The sequence below is a fragment of the Nocardia arseniciresistens genome (assembly GCF_046764875.1).
GTDB lineage: Bacteria > Actinomycetota > Actinomycetes > Mycobacteriales > Mycobacteriaceae > Nocardia > Nocardia arseniciresistens.
The window spans coordinates 170,240-190,457 of the sequence record NZ_JBKORD010000010.1 but is presented as its reverse complement, the minus strand read 5'-3'; the positions used below and the strand labels follow the sequence as shown (position 1 = coordinate 190,457).

20 protein-coding genes are annotated in these 20,218 nt (G+C 65.7%); 7 read left to right on the top strand and 13 right to left on the bottom strand.

The window, feature by feature from the left end; genetic code table 11:
* Window positions 1-151 precede the first annotated feature (151 nt).
* Complete coding sequence (locus tag ACLMAJ_RS19920) at window positions 152-556, top strand: hypothetical protein (protein ID WP_412015248.1); 405 nt, start codon at window positions 152-154, stop codon at window positions 554-556.
* Window positions 557-669: 113 nt separating this feature from the next.
* Here ACLMAJ_RS19920 and ACLMAJ_RS19915 read toward each other — a convergent pair whose 3' ends face one another.
* Window positions 670-1,113: a histone-like nucleoid-structuring protein Lsr2 gene (locus ACLMAJ_RS19915; protein WP_412015247.1), complete on the bottom strand. Its 444-nt coding sequence runs from the start codon at window positions 1,111-1,113 to the stop codon at window positions 670-672.
* Window positions 1,114-1,203: 90 nt separating this feature from the next.
* Window positions 1,204-1,779, bottom strand: coding sequence for a TetR/AcrR family transcriptional regulator (locus ACLMAJ_RS19910; protein WP_412015246.1), 576 nt, complete (start codon window positions 1,777-1,779; stop codon window positions 1,204-1,206).
* Between the two features lie 93 nt (window positions 1,780-1,872).
* Between ACLMAJ_RS19910 and ACLMAJ_RS19905 the strand changes: the two genes are divergently transcribed.
* Window positions 1,873-3,189, top strand: a complete 1,317-nt coding sequence (locus ACLMAJ_RS19905) for a family 1 glycosylhydrolase (RefSeq protein ID WP_412015245.1) — start codon at window positions 1,873-1,875, stop codon at window positions 3,187-3,189.
* A 112-nt stretch (window positions 3,190-3,301) separates the two neighbouring features.
* Here the strand turns inward: ACLMAJ_RS19905 and ACLMAJ_RS19900 are convergent, their stop codons facing one another.
* On the bottom strand, window positions 3,302-3,559 hold the full coding sequence (locus ACLMAJ_RS19900) for an LppP/LprE family lipoprotein (RefSeq protein ID WP_412015244.1): 258 nt from the start codon (window positions 3,557-3,559) through the stop codon (window positions 3,302-3,304).
* A gap of 1,018 nt (window positions 3,560-4,577) precedes the next feature.
* On the opposite strand from ACLMAJ_RS19900, the gene ACLMAJ_RS19895 reads away from it, so the two are divergent.
* Together ACLMAJ_RS19895 and ACLMAJ_RS19890 are read left to right on the top strand one after the other, a co-directional pair.
* Window positions 4,578-5,051 carry a hypothetical protein gene (locus tag ACLMAJ_RS19895; protein WP_412015243.1) on the top strand — a complete coding sequence of 158 codons (474 nt, stop codon included), beginning with the start codon at window positions 4,578-4,580 and terminating at the stop codon, window positions 5,049-5,051.
* Between the two features lie 62 nt (window positions 5,052-5,113).
* Entirely contained in the window at window positions 5,114-7,642 is a 2,529-nt protein-coding gene (locus tag ACLMAJ_RS19890) for a tetratricopeptide repeat protein (RefSeq protein WP_412015242.1), read from the top strand.
* Window positions 7,643-7,936: 294 nt separating this feature from the next.
* On the opposite strand, the gene ACLMAJ_RS19885 is transcribed toward ACLMAJ_RS19890, so the two are convergent.
* The 5 genes from ACLMAJ_RS19885 to ACLMAJ_RS19865 form a co-directional block, all read right to left on the bottom strand.
* Entirely contained in the window at window positions 7,937-8,491 is a 555-nt protein-coding gene (locus tag ACLMAJ_RS19885) for a DJ-1/PfpI/YhbO family deglycase/protease (protein WP_412015241.1), read from the bottom strand.
* 90 nt (window positions 8,492-8,581) lie between these two features.
* Entirely contained in the window at window positions 8,582-9,226 is a 645-nt protein-coding gene (locus ACLMAJ_RS19880) for an endonuclease (protein WP_412015240.1), read from the bottom strand.
* A gap of 101 nt (window positions 9,227-9,327) precedes the next feature.
* On the bottom strand, window positions 9,328-10,554 hold the full coding sequence (locus ACLMAJ_RS19875; RefSeq protein WP_412015239.1) for a cytochrome P450: 1,227 nt from the start codon (window positions 10,552-10,554) through the stop codon (window positions 9,328-9,330).
* Between the two features lie 42 nt (window positions 10,555-10,596).
* Window positions 10,597-10,797, bottom strand: a complete 201-nt coding sequence (locus ACLMAJ_RS19870) for a ferredoxin (RefSeq protein ID WP_412015401.1) — start codon at window positions 10,795-10,797, stop codon at window positions 10,597-10,599.
* 46 nt (window positions 10,798-10,843) lie between these two features.
* Entirely contained in the window at window positions 10,844-11,488 is a 645-nt protein-coding gene (locus ACLMAJ_RS19865; RefSeq protein ID WP_412015238.1) for a DUF4097 family beta strand repeat-containing protein, read from the bottom strand.
* A gap of 231 nt (window positions 11,489-11,719) precedes the next feature.
* Here ACLMAJ_RS19865 and ACLMAJ_RS19860 point away from each other — a divergent pair, with 231 nt between their 5' ends.
* The 3 genes from ACLMAJ_RS19860 (at window position 11,720) to ACLMAJ_RS19850 (ending at window position 16,727) form a co-directional block, all read left to right on the top strand.
* On the top strand, window positions 11,720-14,920 hold the full coding sequence (locus ACLMAJ_RS19860) for an ATP-binding protein (RefSeq protein WP_479725039.1): 3,201 nt from the start codon (window positions 11,720-11,722) through the stop codon (window positions 14,918-14,920).
* Between the two features lie 173 nt (window positions 14,921-15,093).
* The gene (locus ACLMAJ_RS19855; protein ID WP_328404798.1) at window positions 15,094-15,297 is read left to right on the top strand and encodes a cold-shock protein; all 204 of its coding nucleotides are present in this window, start codon (window positions 15,094-15,096) and stop codon (window positions 15,295-15,297) included.
* A 230-nt stretch (window positions 15,298-15,527) separates the two neighbouring features.
* Window positions 15,528-16,727, top strand: a complete 1,200-nt coding sequence (locus tag ACLMAJ_RS19850; protein ID WP_412015236.1) for a cytochrome P450 family protein — start codon at window positions 15,528-15,530, stop codon at window positions 16,725-16,727.
* A 33-nt stretch (window positions 16,728-16,760) separates the two neighbouring features.
* On the opposite strand, the gene ACLMAJ_RS19845 is transcribed toward ACLMAJ_RS19850, so the two are convergent.
* From ACLMAJ_RS19845 to ACLMAJ_RS19825, 5 genes are all read right to left on the bottom strand, one after another.
* Complete coding sequence (locus tag ACLMAJ_RS19845; protein ID WP_412015400.1) at window positions 16,761-17,699, bottom strand: helix-turn-helix transcriptional regulator; 939 nt, start codon at window positions 17,697-17,699, stop codon at window positions 16,761-16,763.
* Between the two features lie 108 nt (window positions 17,700-17,807).
* Window positions 17,808-18,584 carry a helix-turn-helix domain-containing protein gene (locus ACLMAJ_RS19840; RefSeq protein WP_412015235.1) on the bottom strand — a complete coding sequence of 259 codons (777 nt, stop codon included), beginning with the start codon at window positions 18,582-18,584 and terminating at the stop codon, window positions 17,808-17,810.
* 40 nt (window positions 18,585-18,624) lie between these two features.
* The gene (locus ACLMAJ_RS19835) at window positions 18,625-18,990 is read right to left on the bottom strand and encodes a DUF4345 family protein (RefSeq protein ID WP_412015234.1); all 366 of its coding nucleotides are present in this window, start codon (window positions 18,988-18,990) and stop codon (window positions 18,625-18,627) included.
* Window positions 18,987-19,397, bottom strand: coding sequence for a hypothetical protein (locus ACLMAJ_RS19830; protein ID WP_412015233.1), 411 nt, complete (start codon window positions 19,395-19,397; stop codon window positions 18,987-18,989). Before ACLMAJ_RS19830 ends, ACLMAJ_RS19835 begins: the two co-directional genes overlap by 4 nt.
* Window positions 19,398-19,541: 144 nt before the next feature.
* The gene (locus ACLMAJ_RS19825) at window positions 19,542-20,093 is read right to left on the bottom strand and encodes a CAP family protein (protein ID WP_412015232.1); all 552 of its coding nucleotides are present in this window, start codon (window positions 20,091-20,093) and stop codon (window positions 19,542-19,544) included.
* Window positions 20,094-20,218 lie beyond the last annotated feature (125 nt).

Sequence of the window (20,218 nt, the reverse complement as noted above, 5' to 3'; positions counted from 1 at the left end):
CCGCACTAGCATCGGACCCCGGTCAGCACTCGAAATGCTCAGCGGCTGATGCACATTCGCTCCGTACGGCTCTACGATCGATAGGACGGTATTGATGAAATCGCGTATGTACTCGGGTTCGCTGCTTGGGATTGCCGCTTGCGTTTCCGCGATGACGGTCGGCATCGCACCTACCGCGTTTGCGACACCGGACGCTGCTTCGGACCCGCTGTGCACGATCACCTACCCGACGCCGGACGACTTTTCGGTCCAGGCGTCCAGCGATGCGTTCGCCACGTCCAATAGCAGCGGGATGCTCGAACTGAAGCTGCACACCGATGCTCGATCGGAGACCGGATATGAGCAGAAGTTTTCCGTTACCTGGGCGAACATCGACACCGGTCGCAACGGGCAGGCAGACACTACCGCCAAAGTGCAAGGCCCCGACAACATTCTGTTGATACCTGCCATGGCCACGAAACCGGGCCGGATCGCTTTGGTGCTCGGCGTTTTCAATCACGGATCGGATCAGAACTACACCAACGGCGACTGTAGCGTGGAGTTCAACGTGAGCTAGTCGGTCGCGGCATCCGGCCCGGTTTCACACGATCCTCGGATTCGACCGGGCCGGAAGCAATGCTCGACGAGATTGCGCGCTGAGAGTCAGCGTAGGCGCGTGCTGAGGGACACTTAAGCGCCGACCGCGACCGCCTCCTTGGCGGCTTTCGCGCGCTTCTTCTCGGGTTCCACAAAATCCGGGATGTCCGGCGTGCTCGGCACCGGCGGTGGCACCTGCGGGGCATGCTGCGCCGCACGGTATGCCGCGGTCACATCCGCCGAGATTCGGCCACGGTTGGCCACTCGATGGCCGTTCTCGCTCGCCCATGCGCGGATCGCCGCGAGCTGCTCCCTATCGGCCACGGCACGCGTCGGGCCACCGTTCCCATTCGAAGCGACTCGGCCCGCCTTGCGCGCCTTGCCTACCCACGGATCGACGAGGGCCCGGAGCTTCGCGGCGTTCGCGGTGGACAGATCTATTTCATACGTGCGGCCGTCGACAGCGAAGGACACCGTTTCGGCACCCTGTGAACCGTCGATGTCATCAACCAGCGCCTCTATGATTCGCCTTGCCACTCTGAATTCCTTTCGGTGACGCCGTGGGAGATTGCTGGCGACGCTAACACGGCAACCGTCGAAATCGGCAGCAGCACACGGGAGAGTCGGCTACCGCTGACCGGCCGTGGTGTAGCGATCCCACCATTGCTCGAGCAGTGCTGCCATGTCGATGCTCGGATCGATCAGCCATCGGGCCTGTAGGCCGTCGGCGAGGGCGAAGAACATCGTCGCCGCACCGTCGGTGTCGAGATCCTCGGGTAGCGAGCCGGTTCGCCGCATTTCGCGTAGAGCGAGCGAAAGACCTTCGGTACCAAGCTGATAGCGTTCCAGCATGTAGTCGTGCGCGGGATGTCGTGGATCCGCCGCGGCCGCCTGCATGTGCGTGAACAGCTCGATCAGGCCCGGCACTGTCGCATTTCGCCGGACGATGTCCACGAATGCGGCGGGCGCGGGACCATGCACGCCGGCGAGGTCGGTCTCGTCGCGCCTGCGCAGCACCGCGACGAACAGTTCCTCTTTCGACCCGAAATAGTGCAGTAGGCCACCTTGACTCAAGCCGACCGCCTCCGCCAGCTCGGCGACCGAAGTCGCCAGGTAGCCGCGCTCGGCGATGGTCCGCAGCGCGGCATCGAGGATCTGCTCCCGTCGTTCGATACCTTTGCCGTAGGGGCCGCGTTTCGCCACCGAGTCAGTGTAGGCACGAACAGGGTATTCCTTGCCAGCTAAAACCGAGCGTTGTACGGTTTTCACCACACCCGACGAACAGGAGCATCTCCGATGCGACTCCGCCTCAGTGGCCTCGCCCTTGCCGTGCTGGCCGCCATCACCACGGTCGCGCAGGGCGCACCGGCCTCCGCACGGCCGGAGCCGCCCACGCAGGTCACGCCGCTCGGCGCGGACTTCCTCTGGGGTGTGGCCGCATCGGGGTATCAGTCCGAAGGCCATGCGCCCGACAGCAACTGGTCCCGGTATGTCGCGGCGGGCAAAACCGATGACCGGTACGAGAACTCGGTCGATTTCTTCTCGCGGTATCAGTCCGATATCCAGCTGGCGAAACAGTTGGGTGTGAAGGTGTACCGGATCGGCATCGAGTGGGCGCGCGTGCAGCCGCGACCCGGCGTATGGGACCAGGACGGACTTCGCTTCTACGACAACGTCATCGAGGCCATCACCGCGGCCGGAATGCGGCCCATGCTCACCATCGACCACTGGGTCTACCCGGGCTGGGAGGTCGACCGCGGCGGCTGGAACAACCCCGCCATCGTCGATGACTGGCTCGCCAACGCCCGTACGGTCGTCGACCGCTACGCCGAGGCCGACCCGCTCTGGGTCACCTTCAACGAACCGTTGGCCTACATCCTCAACGAACTCCGCCACGGCGGCCTGTCACCGCAGTCGGTGCCCGCGATGCAGGACCGAATCGCACAGGCGCACAACACCATCTACGACTACATCCACAGCAGGCAGCCCGACGCCATGGTCACCAGCAACGTCGCCTACATCCCCGGCGCCGAAGACATCGTGAACGGGCCGCTCATCAGCAAGATCGCCGCCCAGCTCGACTACATCGGCATCGATTACTACTACGGCATCTCCCCCGACAACCTCGCCGGGATGACCAACCTCACCGAGCTGTGGAAGAACCCGCTACAGCCCGAGGGCATCTACTATGCGCTGCAACACTATTCGCGCGCGTTCCCGGGCAAGCCGCTCTATATCGTCGAGAACGGCATGCCCACCGAAAACGGCATGCCGCGCACGGACGGCTACACCCGCGCCGACGACCTGCGCGACACCGTCTATTGGCTGCAACGCGCCAAGGCCGACGGCATCAACCTCATCGGCTACAACTACTGGAGCCTCACCGACAACTACGAATGGGGTTCCTACCGCCCTCGTTTCGGTCTCTACACCGTAGACGTGCTGACCGACCCGACGCTCACCCGTCGCCCGACCGACGCGGTCCCGGCCTACACCGCCATCACCCGGAGTGGCGGCGTCGGTGCCGACTACCGCCCCACCCACGATCCGAAGAGCTGCTCGTTGGTCGACGCCGTCGCCAGCTGCACAGACCCGGTTACCGTTCCTCGTTGACCGTTGGCACCGCAGGTGTGAGTCGGATCGAATAGAGGTCGGGCCGCAGTACCTAGCGCGGCCCGACCTCTATTTCCAGCACGCGCTACGCAGACTCAGCGCGGTCGAGGTCTCAGTCGGGCGGGAATTGTCCCTGCGCCTGGATCGAAGTTCCATTCAACGTGAATGTCACCACGCTCGGTCCGCCTTGCGGACAGCACAATGCGTCTTCGGGGTTCGGCCACCGATACTGCACCGAGACCGTATCCCTGGTTTTTCCGATTACCTGGGTATAGCCGTATGGCTTTGCCGTCGCGGTCCCGAGATATGCGCCATTGGTGAAGAATAGGACGTGGGTTCCAGGGTGAATTCCCTGCCATTCCACTGTCATCCACGACAGGACGCCGGAGCATCCCGCTTCGATCGGGTCACCGCTCGCCCCCTGGATTGTCCATCCGTCCCCTGCCGGGGGCGGCGCGAGGCGAGCGAGCGCCGACGCTGCGAGCGCCGAGTTCAAATCGAAGCACAAACCGTGCCCGCTACCGTTGGGACCTTGTTCCGCGGCTGGGGCCGGAGAAGTAGTTTCCGGCACGGGTGCTGACAAGGTCACTTCCGGAGCAGCTCCTGGCCCCGGAGCGGCAGTATCCGGCGTAGCGACAGGTGCCGGTCCCGCGACTGGCTCCGACCGGACTGCGGGCCCATTGGCCTGCGGAGACACGGCAGTGGAGCTCGGCGAAATCGCCGATGGCGCAGGCGTACCGGTGGCGGCCGGTGTCGAACTCGCGCCACACCCAGCGGTGCCGAGCACGACGCTGACGGCGATTGCCATAAACGCCGATGTTTTGATGTTCATGGCTTCCCCCCTGGTTGAATTTCCCATATCACGCTATTCGTCGTATTCACGAATAGCCGTGCCCCGCAACCCTTCGCGGACAATCTGCAAATCGGATCGATTGCTGGGCGCGTTACATCCGGGTCGGGTAGTTGACACCGTCCAACGGTTGGGTGCGAGAGGCCGCGATCCCGGCGGCCGCCTCGGAGATCGCGAACAGTCGAAAGACTCGGTTGATCAGCCGTCGGCGGATCGGTCGAACGAGCCGAGTTGCCGTGTGGGGCCTCGGACGGCTTTGCGGTAGGCCGAGGGATGCCGATGCTCCGCTACGCAACTGGTGGACGCACCCGGTTCAGGACCTCATCCGCGGATTCCTGCTACATGAAGCTCCGCGGCCGCCGGACCTGGTGGGCATCCGCCCGCTGCGTAAACTCCACGCCTGCTTCGGCATTCGGCAGGATGCTGAGGCAGGCAAGAGAGACAGCGAAATGGTGCGCGCGTAGTAGACAGTATTGGGGGCGTACGGTCAGGACACTGATGTCCACCCGGAAACCGGGTGCGGGCAGGGAGGTTCGACGTGTTGGAGGCGGTGCCGGCGATTGTGGCCGAGGCGGTGGCGGTGGGTGCCGCGGCGGGGTTGAGCGATACGGCTGAACAAGCGATTGCCGATGCCTACCAGCAATTCAAGGCTGTGGTTACCGGCCGCTACACCGGAGTGGATGTGGCGGCGGTGGAGCAGCGGCCGTCGTCGCAGCATCGCAGGCAGGAACTGGCCGAGGATCTGACAGCCGCGGGCGCCGAACGGGATACCGAGTTGCTGGCGGCGGCGCGGGCGTTGCTGGCAGTGGTTCGCGCCCACGAAGCGCAGGCCGGTGCCGCGGCGGGAGTGGATCTGGAGCGAGTGGAGGCCACGGCACTCCGGATCGCCGAGGTCTCCTCGACCGGGACCGGAGTTCGGGTGGTCGACGGCAGTTTCGCCGGAGACATCGAGATCGGCAGAGTGCGGACCGGGAGGCAGGACCCGCCGGACCCTCCCTCGGCGCGCCGGTAATCCCCGCCCCGGCAGCGCCACCCCAGCCGGTATCCGGGGGAACCGCTTTCACGTTCACCGACGTGACTGCCGAAACCATCATCGTCGGCCTCGGCCAGGCACCGGTACCGCCGATAGCCCCGGCGGCGACCCGGGTGGTGGGTATGGTCCCGCCGCCCCCGGCCGGGTTCATCTCCCGGGCACCGCTCGGCAGACTGCGGCGCGCGGTGCGGCAGTCAGAGGTTGTCGTGGTGGTGACCGGAATGCGCGGGGTGGGTAAGACGGAGCTGGCTGCCGCCTATACCCGCGATGTGTTGACCGACGGCACCGCGGGGTTGGTGGGCTGGGTCGATGCCGAAACTCGCGGCACCCTGCTGGACGGCTTGAGCGCGATCGCGCGGCGCCTCGGCGTGCACGACCCGCACGGCGACTCCGAGGTCTCGGCCCGGCAGTTGCGCGAATTCCTCACCGGGCGACCGGATTCGGGGCTGCTGGTGTTCGACAACGCCATGGCACCCGAACTGGTCAAACCATTCATTCCGGCGGCGAGCGGCACCAAGGTCGTGATCACCAGCACGCAGCGTGACTGCGCCGCCCTGGGTGACCCGCTCGACCTCGGTGTCTACACCCGTCGCGAATCCGTACGCTACCTGCGAAAAGCCGCCCAGCTCACCGACGATGCCGGAGCCGGGCAGGTTGCCGAGGAGCTGGGTGATCTGCCGCTGGCTCTGACGCAGGCCGCGGCCACCATCAACCATCTCGGTATCGACTACCCCGCGTACCTCGCCCTGCTCGCCGAACCCGGACGCCAGGCCTTCACCCGGATGCAGGGGCACGAATACCCGAGCCAGGTGCATCGGGCGATCCTGTTGTCGATCGATACCGCCGAGACCCCGACCGGCGATCGTGACCTCGACACCGTCGTGCGTGACCTGCTCGAGTTGGTGGCGATGCTGTCGCCCACGGGTGTGGCCCGCGAACTGCTGCCCGATTATGGTGGCCGCCGCGACGAGGTTGTCGGCCGCTGCGTGCAAGCCAGCCTGCTCACCCGCTCGGCCGACCGGACCGCGGTCGTCATGCACCGCCTGGTCGCGCGCGTACTGCGCGAACGCGCCGATACCGACGATGACGTAGCCCGGCTGCTCGACAAAGCTCTCGACCTGATCGCACCCCACCTGTTCGATACCAGCCCAGCCGGGATGCGGTGGCTCGCAGCCGCCAGGATCATCGATCACATCGACGCCATCACCGCCGCTCAACCCACCGACCGCGTCCTCGACAACATCCGGCGTCTGTTCGAAGCACGACACCAGGCCGCCAGGCAGCTGATCGCAGCCGCCGACCTCGCCCGAGGACTCGACCACATTCACCGAACACTGGCCGATATCGAGAACCACCTCGGCGGCGAGCATCCGCAGGCCCTGACCGCCCGCCACAATCTCGCTTTCGCCCATCACGCCGCAGGGCGGGTGGCGGAGGCCATCGATCTCTACGAGCAGCTCCTGCTCGACTGCGAACGCATCCTGGGGGCCGAATCCCCTCGCACGCTGATCACTCGCCGCAACCTCGCCTCCAGCTACCACGCGGCCGGGCGCACGGCCGAGGCCATAGACCTGTACCAACAACTTCTCCCCGATTACGAGCGCATCCTCGGGGCCGACCACCCCGAAACCCTGATCGCCCGCCGCAACCTCGCTTATTCCTACGAGGGGGCCGGTCGCAAATCCGAGGCCATCGACCTTTACCAACAGCTTCTCCCCGATTACGAGCGCGTCTTCGGGGCCGAGCACCCCCACACCTTGCTCACTAGACGCAACCTCGCCTCCACCTACCAGGGGGCCCGGCGCATGGCCGAGGCCATCGAGCTCTACCAACAGCTTCTCCCCGACTACGAGCGCATCCTCGGGGCCGACCACCCCGAAACCCTGATCACTCGACGCAACCTCGCTTACACCTACCAGAACGCCGGGCGTAAGACCCAAGCCATCGCCCTATACGAGGAGCTCGTGCCCGACTGCGAGCGCATCCTCGGAGCCGAACACCCCCATACCCTCACGACTCGCCGCAACCTCGCTTACACCTACGAGAAGGCCGGGCGCAGGGCCGATGCCATCGCCCTATACGAACAGCTGATACCCGACTGCGAGCGCATCCTCGGAGCCGAACACCCGCACACCCTCACGACTCGCCGCAACCTCGCTTACGCCTACCAGGCGGCCGGGCGCATGGCCAACGCCATCGACTCGCACCGGCAGCTTCTCGCAGACTCCGAACGCGCCCTGGGATCCGAACACCGCCACACCCTGAAGGCTCGCCGCGGCCTCGCCCAGATCTACGAGAAAGCCGAGCGCATAGCCGATGCCATCGACGTGTATGAGCAGCTCGTACCCGAATGCGAGCGCGTCATGGGAGCCCGACACCCCGAAACCATGACCGCCCGCCACAGTCTCGCCGACGCGTACGCCGCGGCCGGGCGCACGGCCGAGGCCATCGATCTGTACGAGCGGCTCCTTCCCGACCTGGAGCGGGCATCGGGCAAGGAAGCTGACTCGGTTCAGGCTCTGCGGGAAAGACTGGCCGCTGCCCGTGATCAAGGTGAGCGAGTTCTATGACTGCGCAAGCGGAGTGGCTCGGTAACCATGGCGCCGGACCCGGCATGCCGTTTGGTTGCCATTGATTTGCTGTGACTGATAGAACTCGTGGGATCGGGTAGACGAACGACATGGAATTACTGCTGATCGTCATACTGCTCATCTTTGTCGCCGTCATCATTCGGCGCAGGGTGTCCGGCAAACGACCGGACAGCCCCGAAGTTCCTGGTAACGACGGGGAGTAAGGCCGTCCATGGCCCCGGCGGTGGTGTCGCACCGAGCGCGACACCACCGGAGATCGGTGGGCGACCCCGACTAGACCACGGCGTCGGCGATTGCCGCTACGAAGTCGTTCAGGTCCGCGGGGCTACGGGAGGTGATCAGGGGCCACCCTTTCGCCGGCGAGATGACTACCGGGCGATCAACCCAGGAGCCGTCCGCGTTGATCACATCGGTGCGCAGCGAGTGATATGACGTCAGGGTCTTTCCTGGCAGCAGGTCGGCTTCGACGAGTAGCCATGGGCCGTGGCAAATTGCCGCGATGGGCTTACCAAGACCTGCGAAATTCTGCGCCAGTTGTACCGCCCGATCGGATACTCGCAGTTTGTCCGCATTCACGGTGCCGCCTGGCACGACGAGGATGTCGTAGTCCTCGACCTCGACCTCGTCGAGGGCTTTGTCCGGCTGCACAATGACGTCCTTATCGACGTCGTGCAGGACAGTCTGGACATCCGCGAGTTCGCGCGCCGCATGAGTGACATCCGCGCCACGTTCACGCAGCCAGCCGACCGGCATCAGCAACTCGTCCCGCTCGACACCGGTATTGGAGGTAATGAACAGCACGCGCACGTCGCTCAACTGGTCAGGCATAGCATCCCTTCTTCGTTGGCAACAAACACCTGGGACGTACCCGGGAGGGTACGACCCAAACGACAGCCGAGCCCATGATCACCAACGACATCAGCGGGTTTCGGCGAGAACCTGTTCGGCGATCTCGTCATGCAAGGTGACGCGGACCAGCGCCGCGGCCAGCGCCGCCGCGCGATTGTCGGGGGCGAGACGGGCGAGGCTGTCGGTATCGGCAGGCAAGTGGACTCGTTGCGCACCTCGGCGGGCGCGCTCGTCGAAATGCGGTCGGACCCAACTCCATACGTCCTGGATCTCACGCAGGAAAATGTCGCTACCGATCGGTCCGATGCCCTGGAATTCTTGCAGCAGTTGCGCCGCTCGCTTGGGGTCTCGGTCCGCGGCCTCGGCCAGGTTGCGTAGGTCGCCGTCGTATTTGTCGAGAACCAGGCAGGCGTTCGCGCCCAGGCGAGTTGCGGTGCTTTCGTCGTAACGTTTGTAGTGGCCCCGGCCGAGTGCGTCGACGAGCTCTTGCCAGCCCGCATCTGCTACTCGCCGCGGTGTGCGGTATCCGGTGGTGATCAGCTCTCGGGCCGCCGCAACGGCGATATCGGCGGAGATGCGAGTGCTCAGCAACTCGGCCAGCATCAGGAGTTGGAACAGCGGCGCGGGTTTGTCGGCGAGCGTGATACCCGCCTCCTCGGCGTAGCCGGTCCCTGCCCGGTCGAGCAATACATTCACCACGTCTCGCTGGCTCATTGCGCACTCCTTCGATGGTCACCGACCGCGTACCCGCGCGGCCGTGCTTCACACGGGCCGGACGCGGGTAGCTCAAACGGGTGACACGCTCGGCCGACGGTTTACCGGGCCGTTTCCGTCCAGGTGACCGGCAGTTCGTGGACGCCGTAGATATTCATGTCGGTCCTGAGTTTCACCTCGTCGGCGGGGATGGCGAGCTCGAGGGTCGGGAAGCGACGCAGCAGTCCGTCGAAACCGGCGCGCATCTCGATGCGGGCCAATTGCTGGCCGAGACATGTGTGGACGCCGTGGCCGAAGGACAGGTGCCCGCGGGCCTTGCGGTGCAGGTCCAGGGTGTCGGGGTTGTCGAAGCGCTTGGGGTCGTGGTTGGCGGCCAGCAGCGAGACGACGACGGTCGATCCCTTTCCGATTGTTTCGCCGCCGAGCTCGAGGTCCTCGGTGGCGTAGCGATAGAAGATGTCGGCTACCGACAGGTAGCGCATGAGCTCCTCGACGGCGTCGGGCACCAGATCAGGATCGGCACTCAGTTCGGCCAGCTGCTCGGGGTGCTCCAAGAGCGCGAAGGTGCCGAGGCCCAGCATGTTCGCGGTGGTCTCGTGGCCCGCGAGCAGCAGCAGGAAGGCGATGCCGGTCAGCTCCTCGATGGTGAGGTCGTCATTGCGGGCCAGGTCGGACAGTATGTCGTCGCCGGGTTCGGTGCGTTTGCGCATGACCAGCTCGGCCAGGTACGAGGTCATCGCGCCGTACGCGGCCATCTTCTCCTCGAGCGGTTGTTCCTTGACCAGGAACTTGGCCGAGTTGACCTGGAAGGTCGCCCGATCCTCGTAGGGGACACCGAGCATTTCGCAGATCACCAGCGAGGGCACCGGCAGCGCGAATTCCTTGACCAGGTCGACCGGCGGGGTCAGGCGCGCCATCTCGTCCAGTTGCCGCTCGGTGATGTCGATGATGTGCTCTTCGAGCTGCTTCATGCGCTTGACGGTGAAGGTGCCGGTGAGCAAGCGCCGCAACCGGGTGTGGTCCGGCGGGTCCATGGCGATGAACAAGCCCGGAATCTGCGGGGACGGTTCGGTCTGAGCGGGCATGTCAGGGAGATCCTCCAGAGTGTGGAGAATGCCGATGTCCTGGCGGGAGCTGAACCGGGTGTCGGCCATGAGCTGGCGGACCGCGTCGTAACCGGTGACGATCCAGCCCTCATGACCGTCAGGGAAGACCATGGGGCTGACCGGGCGAGCCTCGCGCAGCCGCGTTATTTCGCGGGGCGGGTCGAAAGGGCCCGCATTACGTTCGGTGGGCAGGCCGTGCGGGACAGGAACTGGTTGACTCATCGGGTTTGCCTTTCGTGGCGGTTGTTGAGCCGGAGACATGGTCTAGTCGCCGGAGACGATGGTGATCGCGCCGGAAGGGCATACCTGGACGGCCTCGCGGACGACCGGCCCGAGCTCGGGCGGGGGTGTGAGGTCCAGCGGCACCACCCGGCCGTCCTCGGCGTCCTGGTCGAACACTCCGGGAGCGGTCAGTACGCACATGCCGGCGCCGATGCAGCGCTCCCGGTTCACTCCGAGTTCCATCACTTACCACTCCTCACAGGCTGTTATGTCGACGGAGCTTGGTGCGCTAGGCGGCGGTGGTGTGCCGGATGATGATGTTGCCGAACGAATTACGCGCGTAGACCTGCACGGTGTCCTCGTTCTGCTCCGACCGGTCGACCGGTCGCATCCGGTTCTGCACGGTGCCGTGCTGGGCATTCGTTTCCACCCGCGCCGCGCTGCCCGGGTGGATACCCACCTCGAGCTCGCCCATGGCTGTCTCCAGTCGAAGCACGCCGCGCGAGGCCTCGCCGATCCGGATGTTGCCTTTGGCGGTTTTCGCGGTCACCGAACCGAGCGGGCGCTCGACGATGATGTCGCCCGCGGCTATCTCGAGGTCGCACTGACCGAGTTCGCCGGCGGCGAGCAATCGGCCGACACCGGCGGTGCTCTGGAGCCGGGAGCCGGTAGGCACCTCGATGGTCACCTCGATCGACGGGTTGCCGCCGAACGGGGTGTAGGTCCGCCAGTCTTTCGACATTTGCACGGTGAGGGTGCCTGCGACGAAATCGACCTTGGTCTGCTCGGCGGCGCGCACGTCACCCTTCTTGGACTCATCGGCCGGTCGGACTACGACCACGGTGTCGGCACGGTCGGAGGCGATAACCCTGACGTCACCGGAGAGCACGTCGACGGTGACTGCGATCGGTTCGGGTGTCTGAAATGTGGGCATGGTTGTACTCCTCAGCGGGTGAATCGGCTGGTGTGCGGAATGGGCGGCGGGGTCACTCTTCAGCCCGGAAGCAGCGCTTGCTGTGTTGTTCATGTGACTACTGTCGCCAGCCCAGCTGATACGGACCTGACACCGCCCTGACATGCCGGCTGACACGGTGTTCGGCCTGTTCACAGCGGGCAAGGGGCGACGAATAGCCACCGGACAACCGCCCACGGCAGAATGGTCCGGGTGCAGATCGGGATGCTTGGACCGTTGGAGATCCGACTAGATGACGGCGGATTGATCGAGGTACCGGGTGCACGATTACGGGCGTTATTGGTCGCCCTCGCACTCGAACCCGGTCGCATGGTCCCGAAAACGACGCTGGTCGACTGGATTTGGGGTGAGCAGCCGCCCGCCGACGCGGCGAATTCCTTGCAGGCATTGGTTTCCCGGTTGCGGAGGGTGCTGCCGGACGGGTCGCTCGACGGGCAGGCGGGCGGATACCGGCTGACCGTGGAACCCCGCGCTGTCGACGCCGTGCGGTTCGAACTGCTTCTCGACCAGGCCCGCGGCGGTGACGACGCGCAACAGGCCCAGCTGCTGCGCGAAGCCCTCGAACTGTGGCGCGGTGCGCTGATGCAGGACGTCGGTGTGCAGGACAGCCCAGCTTTCGAGACGATGATCGCCCGGCTCGATGGGCTGCGCCTCGCCGCCATGGAGGATCGATACGAGGCGGAGATCCGTCTGGGCCGGGGTATGGAGCTGGTTACCGAGCTGACCGAACTGTTGGCCCGGCATCCCACGCGGGAACGGCTCGTCGCCGCGCTGATGCGTGCGCTCGGCGCCGCAGGTCGTAGCAACGAGGCACTGATCGTGTATGAGCGTGCACGCGAGGCACTCGCCGACGAACTGGGCGTGGACCCCTCACCGGAGCTGTCCGCACTGCACGTCGCGCTGCTGCGCGGCGAATTCGGTGTCAGGGATGAAGGCCGCAAGACGAACCTGCGGGCCGAGTTGACCACCTTCGTCGGCAAATATGGCGACATCGCCGCCGTGCGCGAACTCATCTCGGAGCATCGGCTCACCACGTTGACCGGGCCCGGTGGCTCGGGGAAAACCCGGCTGGCCCTGGAGACCGCGCGGACGCTACTCGAGGACCTGCCGGACGGGGCCTGGTTGGTGGAACTGGCATCCGTCGGCGCAAGTGGCGACATCGCACAATCGGCGCTCGCCGCGCTCGGGCTCCGGGATGCGCTGCTCGGCGGCGCATCGAATGTGGAACCGATGGACCGGCTCATCGCCGCGATCCGCGAACGCGAAACGCTGTTGATCCTGGACAACTGTGAGCACGTCATCGAGTCCGCGGCGACGTTCTCCCATCGGCTGCTCGGGGAGTGTCAGCGGCTGCGGATCCTTGCGACGAGCAGGGAACCGCTCGGCATCACGGGTGAGGCGTTATGGCAGGTCGAGCCGCTGGCTTTGCCTACCGAGGACGCGGACCCCGGCGCGGTCGAGTCCTCCCCTGCCGTTCAGCTGTTGCGGGACCGGGCGGGCGCGGTACGCAAGGATCTCGCGACCGATGCCCGGGCACTGTCGACCATGGCGCGCGTGTGCCGGGCGCTGGACGGGATACCACTGGCCATCGAGCTGGCCGCGGCCAGATTGCGCACCATGTCCCTCGATCAGCTCGCCGACCGCCTCGACGATCGGTTCCGCCTGCTGACCGGCGGCAGCCGTACCGCCTTGCCGCAGCACCGCACTTTGCGAGCGGTGGTCGACTGGAGCTGGGAGCTGCTCACCGACACCGAACGGATGGTCTTGCGCAGGCTCGCGGTGTTCTCCGGCGGCGCGAGTCTCGAGGCGGCCGAGCAGGTCTGCGCGGGCACCGGGGGTGGACACGAAGGGCAGGAGGGCGGGAAAAGCACAGGGCAGGAGGGCGGTAAGAACGATGCGGTCGAGCAGTGGGAGGTGTTCGAGCTGCTGACCGCGCTGACCGAGAAGTCGCTGCTGCTCACCACCGGGGACAGCGGACCGCGCTATCGGATGCTCGACACGATCAAGCAGTACGCCCGGGACCGGCTCGTGGAGTCGGGGGAATCGGATCCCGCGCGCCGAGCGCATCTCGCGTACTTCACCGGACTCGCCGACACCGCGGAACCGCACCTGCGCCGCGCCGAGCAGTTGGAGTGGCTCGCCACGCTCGAGGTCGAGCACGACAACATCGCTGTCGCGATGCGTGGCGCGCTCACCGCCGACGACACGACCGGTGCGATGCGGCTCGCGGCGGCCGCGGGCTGGTACTGGTGGCTCAGCGGGCACAAGGCCGAAGGCATGGAGCTGATCACCGCCGCCGCCGACCTGCCCGGCGAAGTGGACGATGAGACCCGGGCCATGGTTTATGGGCTGGTCGTGCATTTCGTATCCTCCGGGCGGAATGACGCGTACCAGGTGGAGGATTGGATCCACAAGGCATACCGGTTCAGTCGGCACAGTCGGGCCCGCTACCCACTGCTGGCGTTCGTCGGCGCGCTGGAACGCATGTTGCAGGGGCCGGACGAGTTGCTGACCGCGTTCGACCCACTGCTCACCGACGATGACCCCTGGGTGCGCGCGCTGGCCCGGCTACAGCTGGGCAAGATGCGGATCGTGCTCGGCCAGGCGGGGCGGGATGTGGACGAGTATCTCGAGACAGCGCTCGCCGAGTTCCGGGCCATCGGCGAACGCTGGGGGATTTCGTTCGCGCTGACCGAGTTGGCGGATCGAATCGCCATGCGCGGCAAGTTCGCCGGTGCGTGCGACCTCTTCGATCAGGCGATCGCGGTGGTCACCGAGGTCGGCGCGATCGAGGATGTTGTCCGAATGCGGTCGCGGCAGGCGCAACTGTATTGGCTGTTGGGTGACGCGGAGGCGAGCGCGGCCGCCATGGCCGAGGCGCAGCGGTATGCGGATCGAGCCGCCTGGCCGTACGCACTGTCCGAATTGGCCTTGGCGAAGGCGGAGCTGGCCCGCTGGAGCGGCGACACCGAGCAGGCATACCGGCAGATCGACGTCGCGACAACCGTGCTTGGCAGCGATGCGGAGCAGGCCCACATCAGCGCGGTGATCCACGACCTGCTCGGATACCTCGCAGACGGTCTCGACGAGGCCCGCGAACAACACACCGTGGCCTTCCGGGCAGCATCCGAGGCGGGATACGCGCCACTTATTGCCCAGGTACTTGTCGGAATCGCTGACCTGGCACTGCGTTCCGACCAAATCGAGCAGGCCGTGCGGCTGCTCGCGGCGAGTGCCGGAGTACGCGGACTGCCCGATCTTTCCCAACCGGATGTCGACCGGATCGAGCAGGCAGCACGACTTCGCCTCGGCGAAGCGCGCTTCGCCGAGGCGACAAGGGAGGGTGCGCAGGCGAGCTGGCCTGAACTGGTCGCGACAACGCTCGCTTGTTGACATGGCAGTTGACCACCACAGGCGCCCGGCGAGGCCGAATCGGGTGGCATCCAATGTGCTTCGACTGGTCCCGGACGGCCGGATTCCGCGATTCATGGCATAGTTGTCTATTGAGACCGGGCGAATCACAGTGATCTGCACGGCTCACCTACAGAGAAGAAGTTGTAAATAACATGGCTCAAGGCAGTGTGAAGTGGTTCAACGGTGAAAAGGGCTTCGGCTTTATCGCCCAAGACGGAGGCGGCCCTGACGTCTTCGTGCATTACTCGGCTATCGGCGGGGCTGGTTTCAAGTCCCTCGAAGAGGGCCAGCGTGTGGAGTTCGAGGTAGGCCAGGGCCAGAAGGGTCCGCAGGCACAGGACGTCCGCGCTATCTGATTCAGCGTGACTTGCAGAGGCTCCGCACCATCGAGGTGCGGGGCCTTTCTCGTTTGTGTGGCCACCGAGTATGGGCCGCGGACCCGGCACTCGCAGGCGACGAGGAGCGGAACTTACGTTTCCGTGTCGGCGACTATCGGAACCGGGCAGAAGATGCCACAACGGTTGTGCCTCCCGAGGTCCACGTCGGACACTGGCTCGGTATTGCCCCGAATGCCTTGGGAGACAACATGACCGAATCCGTCATCCAGCTGCCGACCGCTGGCGAGTCCATTCTCGACACACACGATCGCATTCGTAGTGCCGGTGAGATCGTTCCCATCGAACTACCGGGCAATGTCCCCGCGTTCATAGCGGTCAGCCATCGGGCCGTGTCCGAGGTGCTCGACGACAAGCTGTTCGCGAAGAACGCCGGGCACTGCCCCGCCCTTCGCGACGGCACCATTCCCGCCGACTGGCCCTTGCGTGCGCTGACCGACATGACGCACATGCTCAACCAGGACGGTGTGGCACACCGGCGGCTGCGCAAGACGATCAACAAGGCGTTCACCCCGGCCAGGATCGCGGCGCTGGAGCCGCGCATCGAGCAGATCGCGGCCGAGCTCATCGACAACTTCCCTGATAGCGACGAGGTCGATCTGATCTCGACCTACACCACCCCGCTACCGGTTCGGGTGATCTGCGAGCTGTTCGGTGTACCCGAAAACGAGCAGCCGCAGCTGAAGGGTTGGACGCTGACGATCGTGTCGGCCACCAGCACCGGCGAACAAGCGCACGCGGCGATGGCGGCCATGATCGGTTACTTCACCGAGCTGCTCGAACGCAAACGGCGCGACCCCGGCGACGACCTCACCTCCGCGCTGCTCGAGGCCAACGAGGAGAACGAGCTCACCGACGAGGAGCTCGTCAACATGCTGTGGCTGGTAATCGTGGCCGGACACGAGACCACCGTGCACCTGCTCGGCAACGCCGTGGTCGCGCTACGGGAATTCCCCGAACAGCTCGCTCTCGCCCAGGCCGAGAATCGCTGGGGCGACGTGGTGGAGGAGGTACTGCGCTACCGCTCATCGGTGGTCGGCGCGCTCATGCGCTACGCACGCGAGGATGTGACGGTCGCCGGAGTCGAGATCCCGGCGGGCAGCATGACGCTCTGGCACGGCGGCGTCGGCCGCGACTCCCAGCGCTACCCCGACGCCGACGCCTTCGATATCGATCACGAGCACCGCGACCAACTCGCTTTCGGACACGGACCGCACTTCTGCCTCGGCGCGCCGCTTGCCCGATTGGAAAGCCGGATAGCCCTTTCCGCGCTGTTCAACCGATACCCCGATCTGACCCTGGCCGTCGATCCGGCCGACATCGAGTACTTCACGCAAATCAGCACGGTCGGTCCTGTCCAGCTGCCAGTGCGGCTGAAGCCGGCGTTGTAGCGGCGGAGACCATCGCCGATCAGCGCATGCCGGTCACGGCCGCTGGTCGGCGATCTCCGCGAGCCTGCGGCGCCGAAAATCCCTCGGCGCCTGGCCGAATCGCTCCTTGAACGCGGCGGAAAACCAGCTGGGTGTAAATCCGCAGCGGGTCGCCAAGTCTCCGATACTCGAGGTCGCGCGCGGGTCCTCCAGCAGTTCGCGCGCGGTCCGCAGCGCCTCGTCGCGGCGCACATCGCGAAACGTGGTCCCGGACTCCTGCAATACCGCACGCAGCTGTCGAGGCGACCAGCCGAGTGCGTGCGCGACCGCGGGCAACCGCACATCACCGCGCCCGATGGTTTCGCGCACATACCGCCGAATGCTCTCCGCCACCTCGGCGTGATCGGCCCGCATCGGCTGCGTGTCACCGACGGCCACCATGCACAACAGCTCGGTGATCCGATCACAAACCGCGTTGAAATCCCGATCCGACAGATCTGCCTGTTCGGCGTGTGTACTCAGGATCATGTCGTTGGCGATCCGGCCGAGGCCGCGAGTCATATCGACCACGACGCGCATTGGTCCGCGCGGCTCGAGCCGATGATCGATCTCCGTGCGCGGCACCTGGAAAGCGAACGCCGTCGATTCGGGGATATGCAGTCGGCAGGCCACATCCAGTCCGGCTACCGTCGCGGTACCGGGTGGAACCCGCATGACATCGTCGCCGAACCGCATCGAGTACACGCCTTGCTGAGGGACGACGATCCAATAGAAGTCGTCGCCAGGGACATCACGGACATGCGTCCGCGTCCGATTACACGTCCTGAGTCCACGCTGATCCCACCGCAGCAGCCGATACACCGCCGTCTCCTGAGCAGTCAACGCCGCGGTCCAGATCTCGGGATCGCGGTATTGATGATCCATGGGAACGAAACCGTTGGCGAGCTCCGTCCATGAGTCAGGATTGTTCGCGGGAATGCCGTACCAGCGCATGGCGACCACCCAATCGCTCTAGTCTCAGCTGTATCTCGTTGCCCGGTAACATAATACGGCCGCTCACCCTACCGGTGCACCGCGACGGCGGCGGCCGGGGTCGCGGTGTCAGGTCTGCGCCGGGACGATGACGATGTCGGTGCCGTTGGCGAGCACCTCGGTCGCGGTGAGCCCGAACAGCGTTCGGAAGGTGTCGCTGAAATGGCTGGCGGAAGCGAAGCCCGCGTCGACCGCGGCGCGGGTGAGGTCGACGCCGTCGGCGACGGCGCCTGCGACCGATAACAGCCGTGCCCACAAGCGGTAGCGTCGGAAACTGGTCCCGGTGTTGGCCGAAAACAGGTGCAGGAAACGGGAAGTGGAGATCCCGAGGTCGGCGGCCAGGTCGGCGGCCGCGAGTCGCCCAGCGGGCTGGTCGACGATCGTGTTCAGCACGGCTCGGATCCGTTCGTCGATCGCCGCTCGCGCCTCGTCGCCGACGATGATCCGGCGCAGTTCCCGAGGGTCCGGAAGGCCGGACTGATTCAGGTGGGCGATCAGCGTCTGCTCGTCCCGGTGCTTCGCCGCCACGGGCGTGGCCGGCTCGCTCATCGCGGCTCGCAAGTGGGCGGCGGCCACCGAGCGGGGATCGAGATAGTAGAAGAGCACCCGTCCGCTGGATTCGAGTTTGTGTGTCGTGCGCGCTGGAATCAGCACACTGCGCCGCTGCCATCGTCCACCGTCCGGAGTGCGGACCGTGACCGCGGCGTCGACGCCGAGCACGAAGCACTGCACCGGCGTCGAATGGGTATCCAGTTGGAACGACTTGCCCAGGTACGCCGCCTGCCCCTGCCAGAGCCAGAGTGTGCGCTCGCCGACGCGGCGGGAGGTGCCCGACTCGACCGTCATAGTCGTCATCATCGCACTGGATATGTCGGGAACGGGCATGTCAGGCGACACCGAGCACGAGCGCCGCGCCCATGACCTCGACCAAGCAGTAGAACCAGATCGGATAGAAACGCATCCCGCTCTCGACCAGCCGCGACACGATGCGGCCGCCCGCCATGCCCGCCAACGCGAACCCCACTGTCAGCGCCGCCCCGGTACGCAACTCACCGGCGCCGAATGCCGACCAGAACAACACGCTCGCGACGGCCACGCCGAAACCGCCGTACACCGCGCGAATCTCCGACCGGCTCACCGCAGTTGGCACCGACAACCCGAATGGCCGTGCCAGCGCGGCGGGGGCGGCCAGCGCGTACAGTCCCATCCCCGCGAACAACACACCGACTAGGGCGAGCACAGCGGTTCTCATCGCAGCCCCGCAACCAAGTGCCCCTGCTCGACAGCGCGCTCATCCCGGAGCAGCGCGACTCCGCCCCCGAGCGCCACCAGTCCCGCGACGTCGAATGCCGCCACACGCACCGGTCCCGGCCCGACCGGACCTCCGACGATCACCAGAACGAGAAAGCCGCCGAAGCTGATCGCATTGGCGCACACCGCGATCGGTCGCAACGCGGGACGGAAGACCGCCACCAGTAAACCGATGCCGACAACGGCGAACAGCACGGCCCGATGCCGCAACACCACCTCGAGATCGCGGCCCGCCGGAGCTATGCCGTAGGCCGCGTACATTCCCTGCGGTGCGACCGCACCGATGGCAGGCACGGTATTGAGCAACCCCGCGATGGCCAACAAGGCCCGCCCGGCATGTCGTCGCATGATTCTCCTGGGATCGATGTCCCGCGATCCTCACACTCGACGCAATGCTCGCGCTTCCGAAAACCTGCTACCGCGGCGAATAGACGCGACATCCAACCCCATCGCGCCGGTCCAGCGCTCTGGCCCCGCCCGTGCGATATGCGGCTACCCGTGCTGCACGTTCTCCCGGAAGTACTGGTTGTTGTTTCCCATCATGTTGCCGGGCGGGTTGTATTGGGCGACAACGTATTGCCCGCCTTCTCCGCCGGTGTTGCAGGCGACCCCGACACCGAGCTTCGTGCTCGCCTTCCAGACCACCTGCGTGAAATGCCCTGTCTGGCTGGAGAACCCGGGTTTGTTGAAGTCGTAGTCCTTGATCTCGTCGTACCACGCTTTCGTCGCCGAGGAGCCGGTGTGCCTACCGCCCCACATAGCAGCGAGGTTCTCGCCGTTGCCCGACCCCTTCGAGTGCTCGAAATTCTCCGTACCGGCCAGATTGTCGGCCCATTTCTGGGCCGAAGCCGACACCGCCGGGTCGAGCACCATTTTCGGCGCACCGTGTTTTGCCCGGTACTGGTTGTGGGCATTGAGCATGTCCTCGGCGAATGCCGCCCCGCCACACTCGGAATCCACTCCAGCGGTGGCCTCACCCGCCCCGCCGACGGCCGCGGCCATCAGCACGGCAACACAAGCCGACAAAAACCGTCCACGACGCATATCGATCTCCCGGGTGAGTAAGCGAGACGAGCAAGAAGCCAACGACGAAACAGCGGCCCCCACCGGCAAATCCGGCAAGGGCGCTGAGATGTTGAACGATCAACCTGCTACTTGTCAAGACAACC

Excerpts from the sequence above, each read along its gene's own strand:
- ACLMAJ_RS19865 (WP_412015238.1), bottom strand. The coding sequence starts at position 11,488 with ATGCCCACATTTCAGACACCCGAACCGATCGCAGTCACCGTCGACGTG.
- ACLMAJ_RS19850 (WP_412015236.1), top strand. The coding sequence starts at position 15,528 with ATGACCGAATCCGTCATCCAGCTGCCGACCGCTGGCGAGTCCATTCTC.
- ACLMAJ_RS19855 (WP_328404798.1), top strand. The coding sequence starts at position 15,094 with ATGGCTCAAGGCAGTGTGAAGTGGTTCAACGGTGAAAAGGGCTTCGGC.
- ACLMAJ_RS19840 (WP_412015235.1), bottom strand. The coding sequence starts at position 18,584 with ATGACGGTCGAGTCGGGCACCTCCCGCCGCGTCGGCGAGCGCACACTC.
- ACLMAJ_RS19825 (WP_412015232.1), bottom strand. The coding sequence starts at position 20,093 with ATGCGTCGTGGACGGTTTTTGTCGGCTTGTGTTGCCGTGCTGATGGCC.
- ACLMAJ_RS19830 (WP_412015233.1), bottom strand. The coding sequence starts at position 19,397 with ATGCGACGACATGCCGGGCGGGCCTTGTTGGCCATCGCGGGGTTGCTC.
- ACLMAJ_RS19885 (WP_412015241.1), bottom strand. The coding sequence starts at position 8,491 with ATGCCTGACCAGTTGAGCGACGTGCGCGTGCTGTTCATTACCTCCAAT.
- ACLMAJ_RS19900 (WP_412015244.1), bottom strand. The coding sequence starts at position 3,559 with ATGACAGTGGAATGGCAGGGAATTCACCCTGGAACCCACGTCCTATTC.
- ACLMAJ_RS19875 (WP_412015239.1), bottom strand. The coding sequence starts at position 10,554 with ATGAGTCAACCAGTTCCTGTCCCGCACGGCCTGCCCACCGAACGTAAT.
- ACLMAJ_RS19845 (WP_412015400.1), bottom strand. The coding sequence starts at position 17,699 with ATGCGCTGGTACGGCATTCCCGCGAACAATCCTGACTCATGGACGGAG.
- ACLMAJ_RS19920 (WP_412015248.1), top strand. The coding sequence starts at position 152 with ATGACGGTCGGCATCGCACCTACCGCGTTTGCGACACCGGACGCTGCT.
- ACLMAJ_RS19905 (WP_412015245.1), top strand. The coding sequence starts at position 1,873 with ATGCGACTCCGCCTCAGTGGCCTCGCCCTTGCCGTGCTGGCCGCCATC.
- ACLMAJ_RS19870 (WP_412015401.1), bottom strand. The coding sequence starts at position 10,797 with ATGGAACTCGGAGTGAACCGGGAGCGCTGCATCGGCGCCGGCATGTGC.
- ACLMAJ_RS19880 (WP_412015240.1), bottom strand. The coding sequence starts at position 9,226 with ATGAGCCAGCGAGACGTGGTGAATGTATTGCTCGACCGGGCAGGGACC.
- ACLMAJ_RS19835 (WP_412015234.1), bottom strand. The coding sequence starts at position 18,990 with ATGAGAACCGCTGTGCTCGCCCTAGTCGGTGTGTTGTTCGCGGGGATG.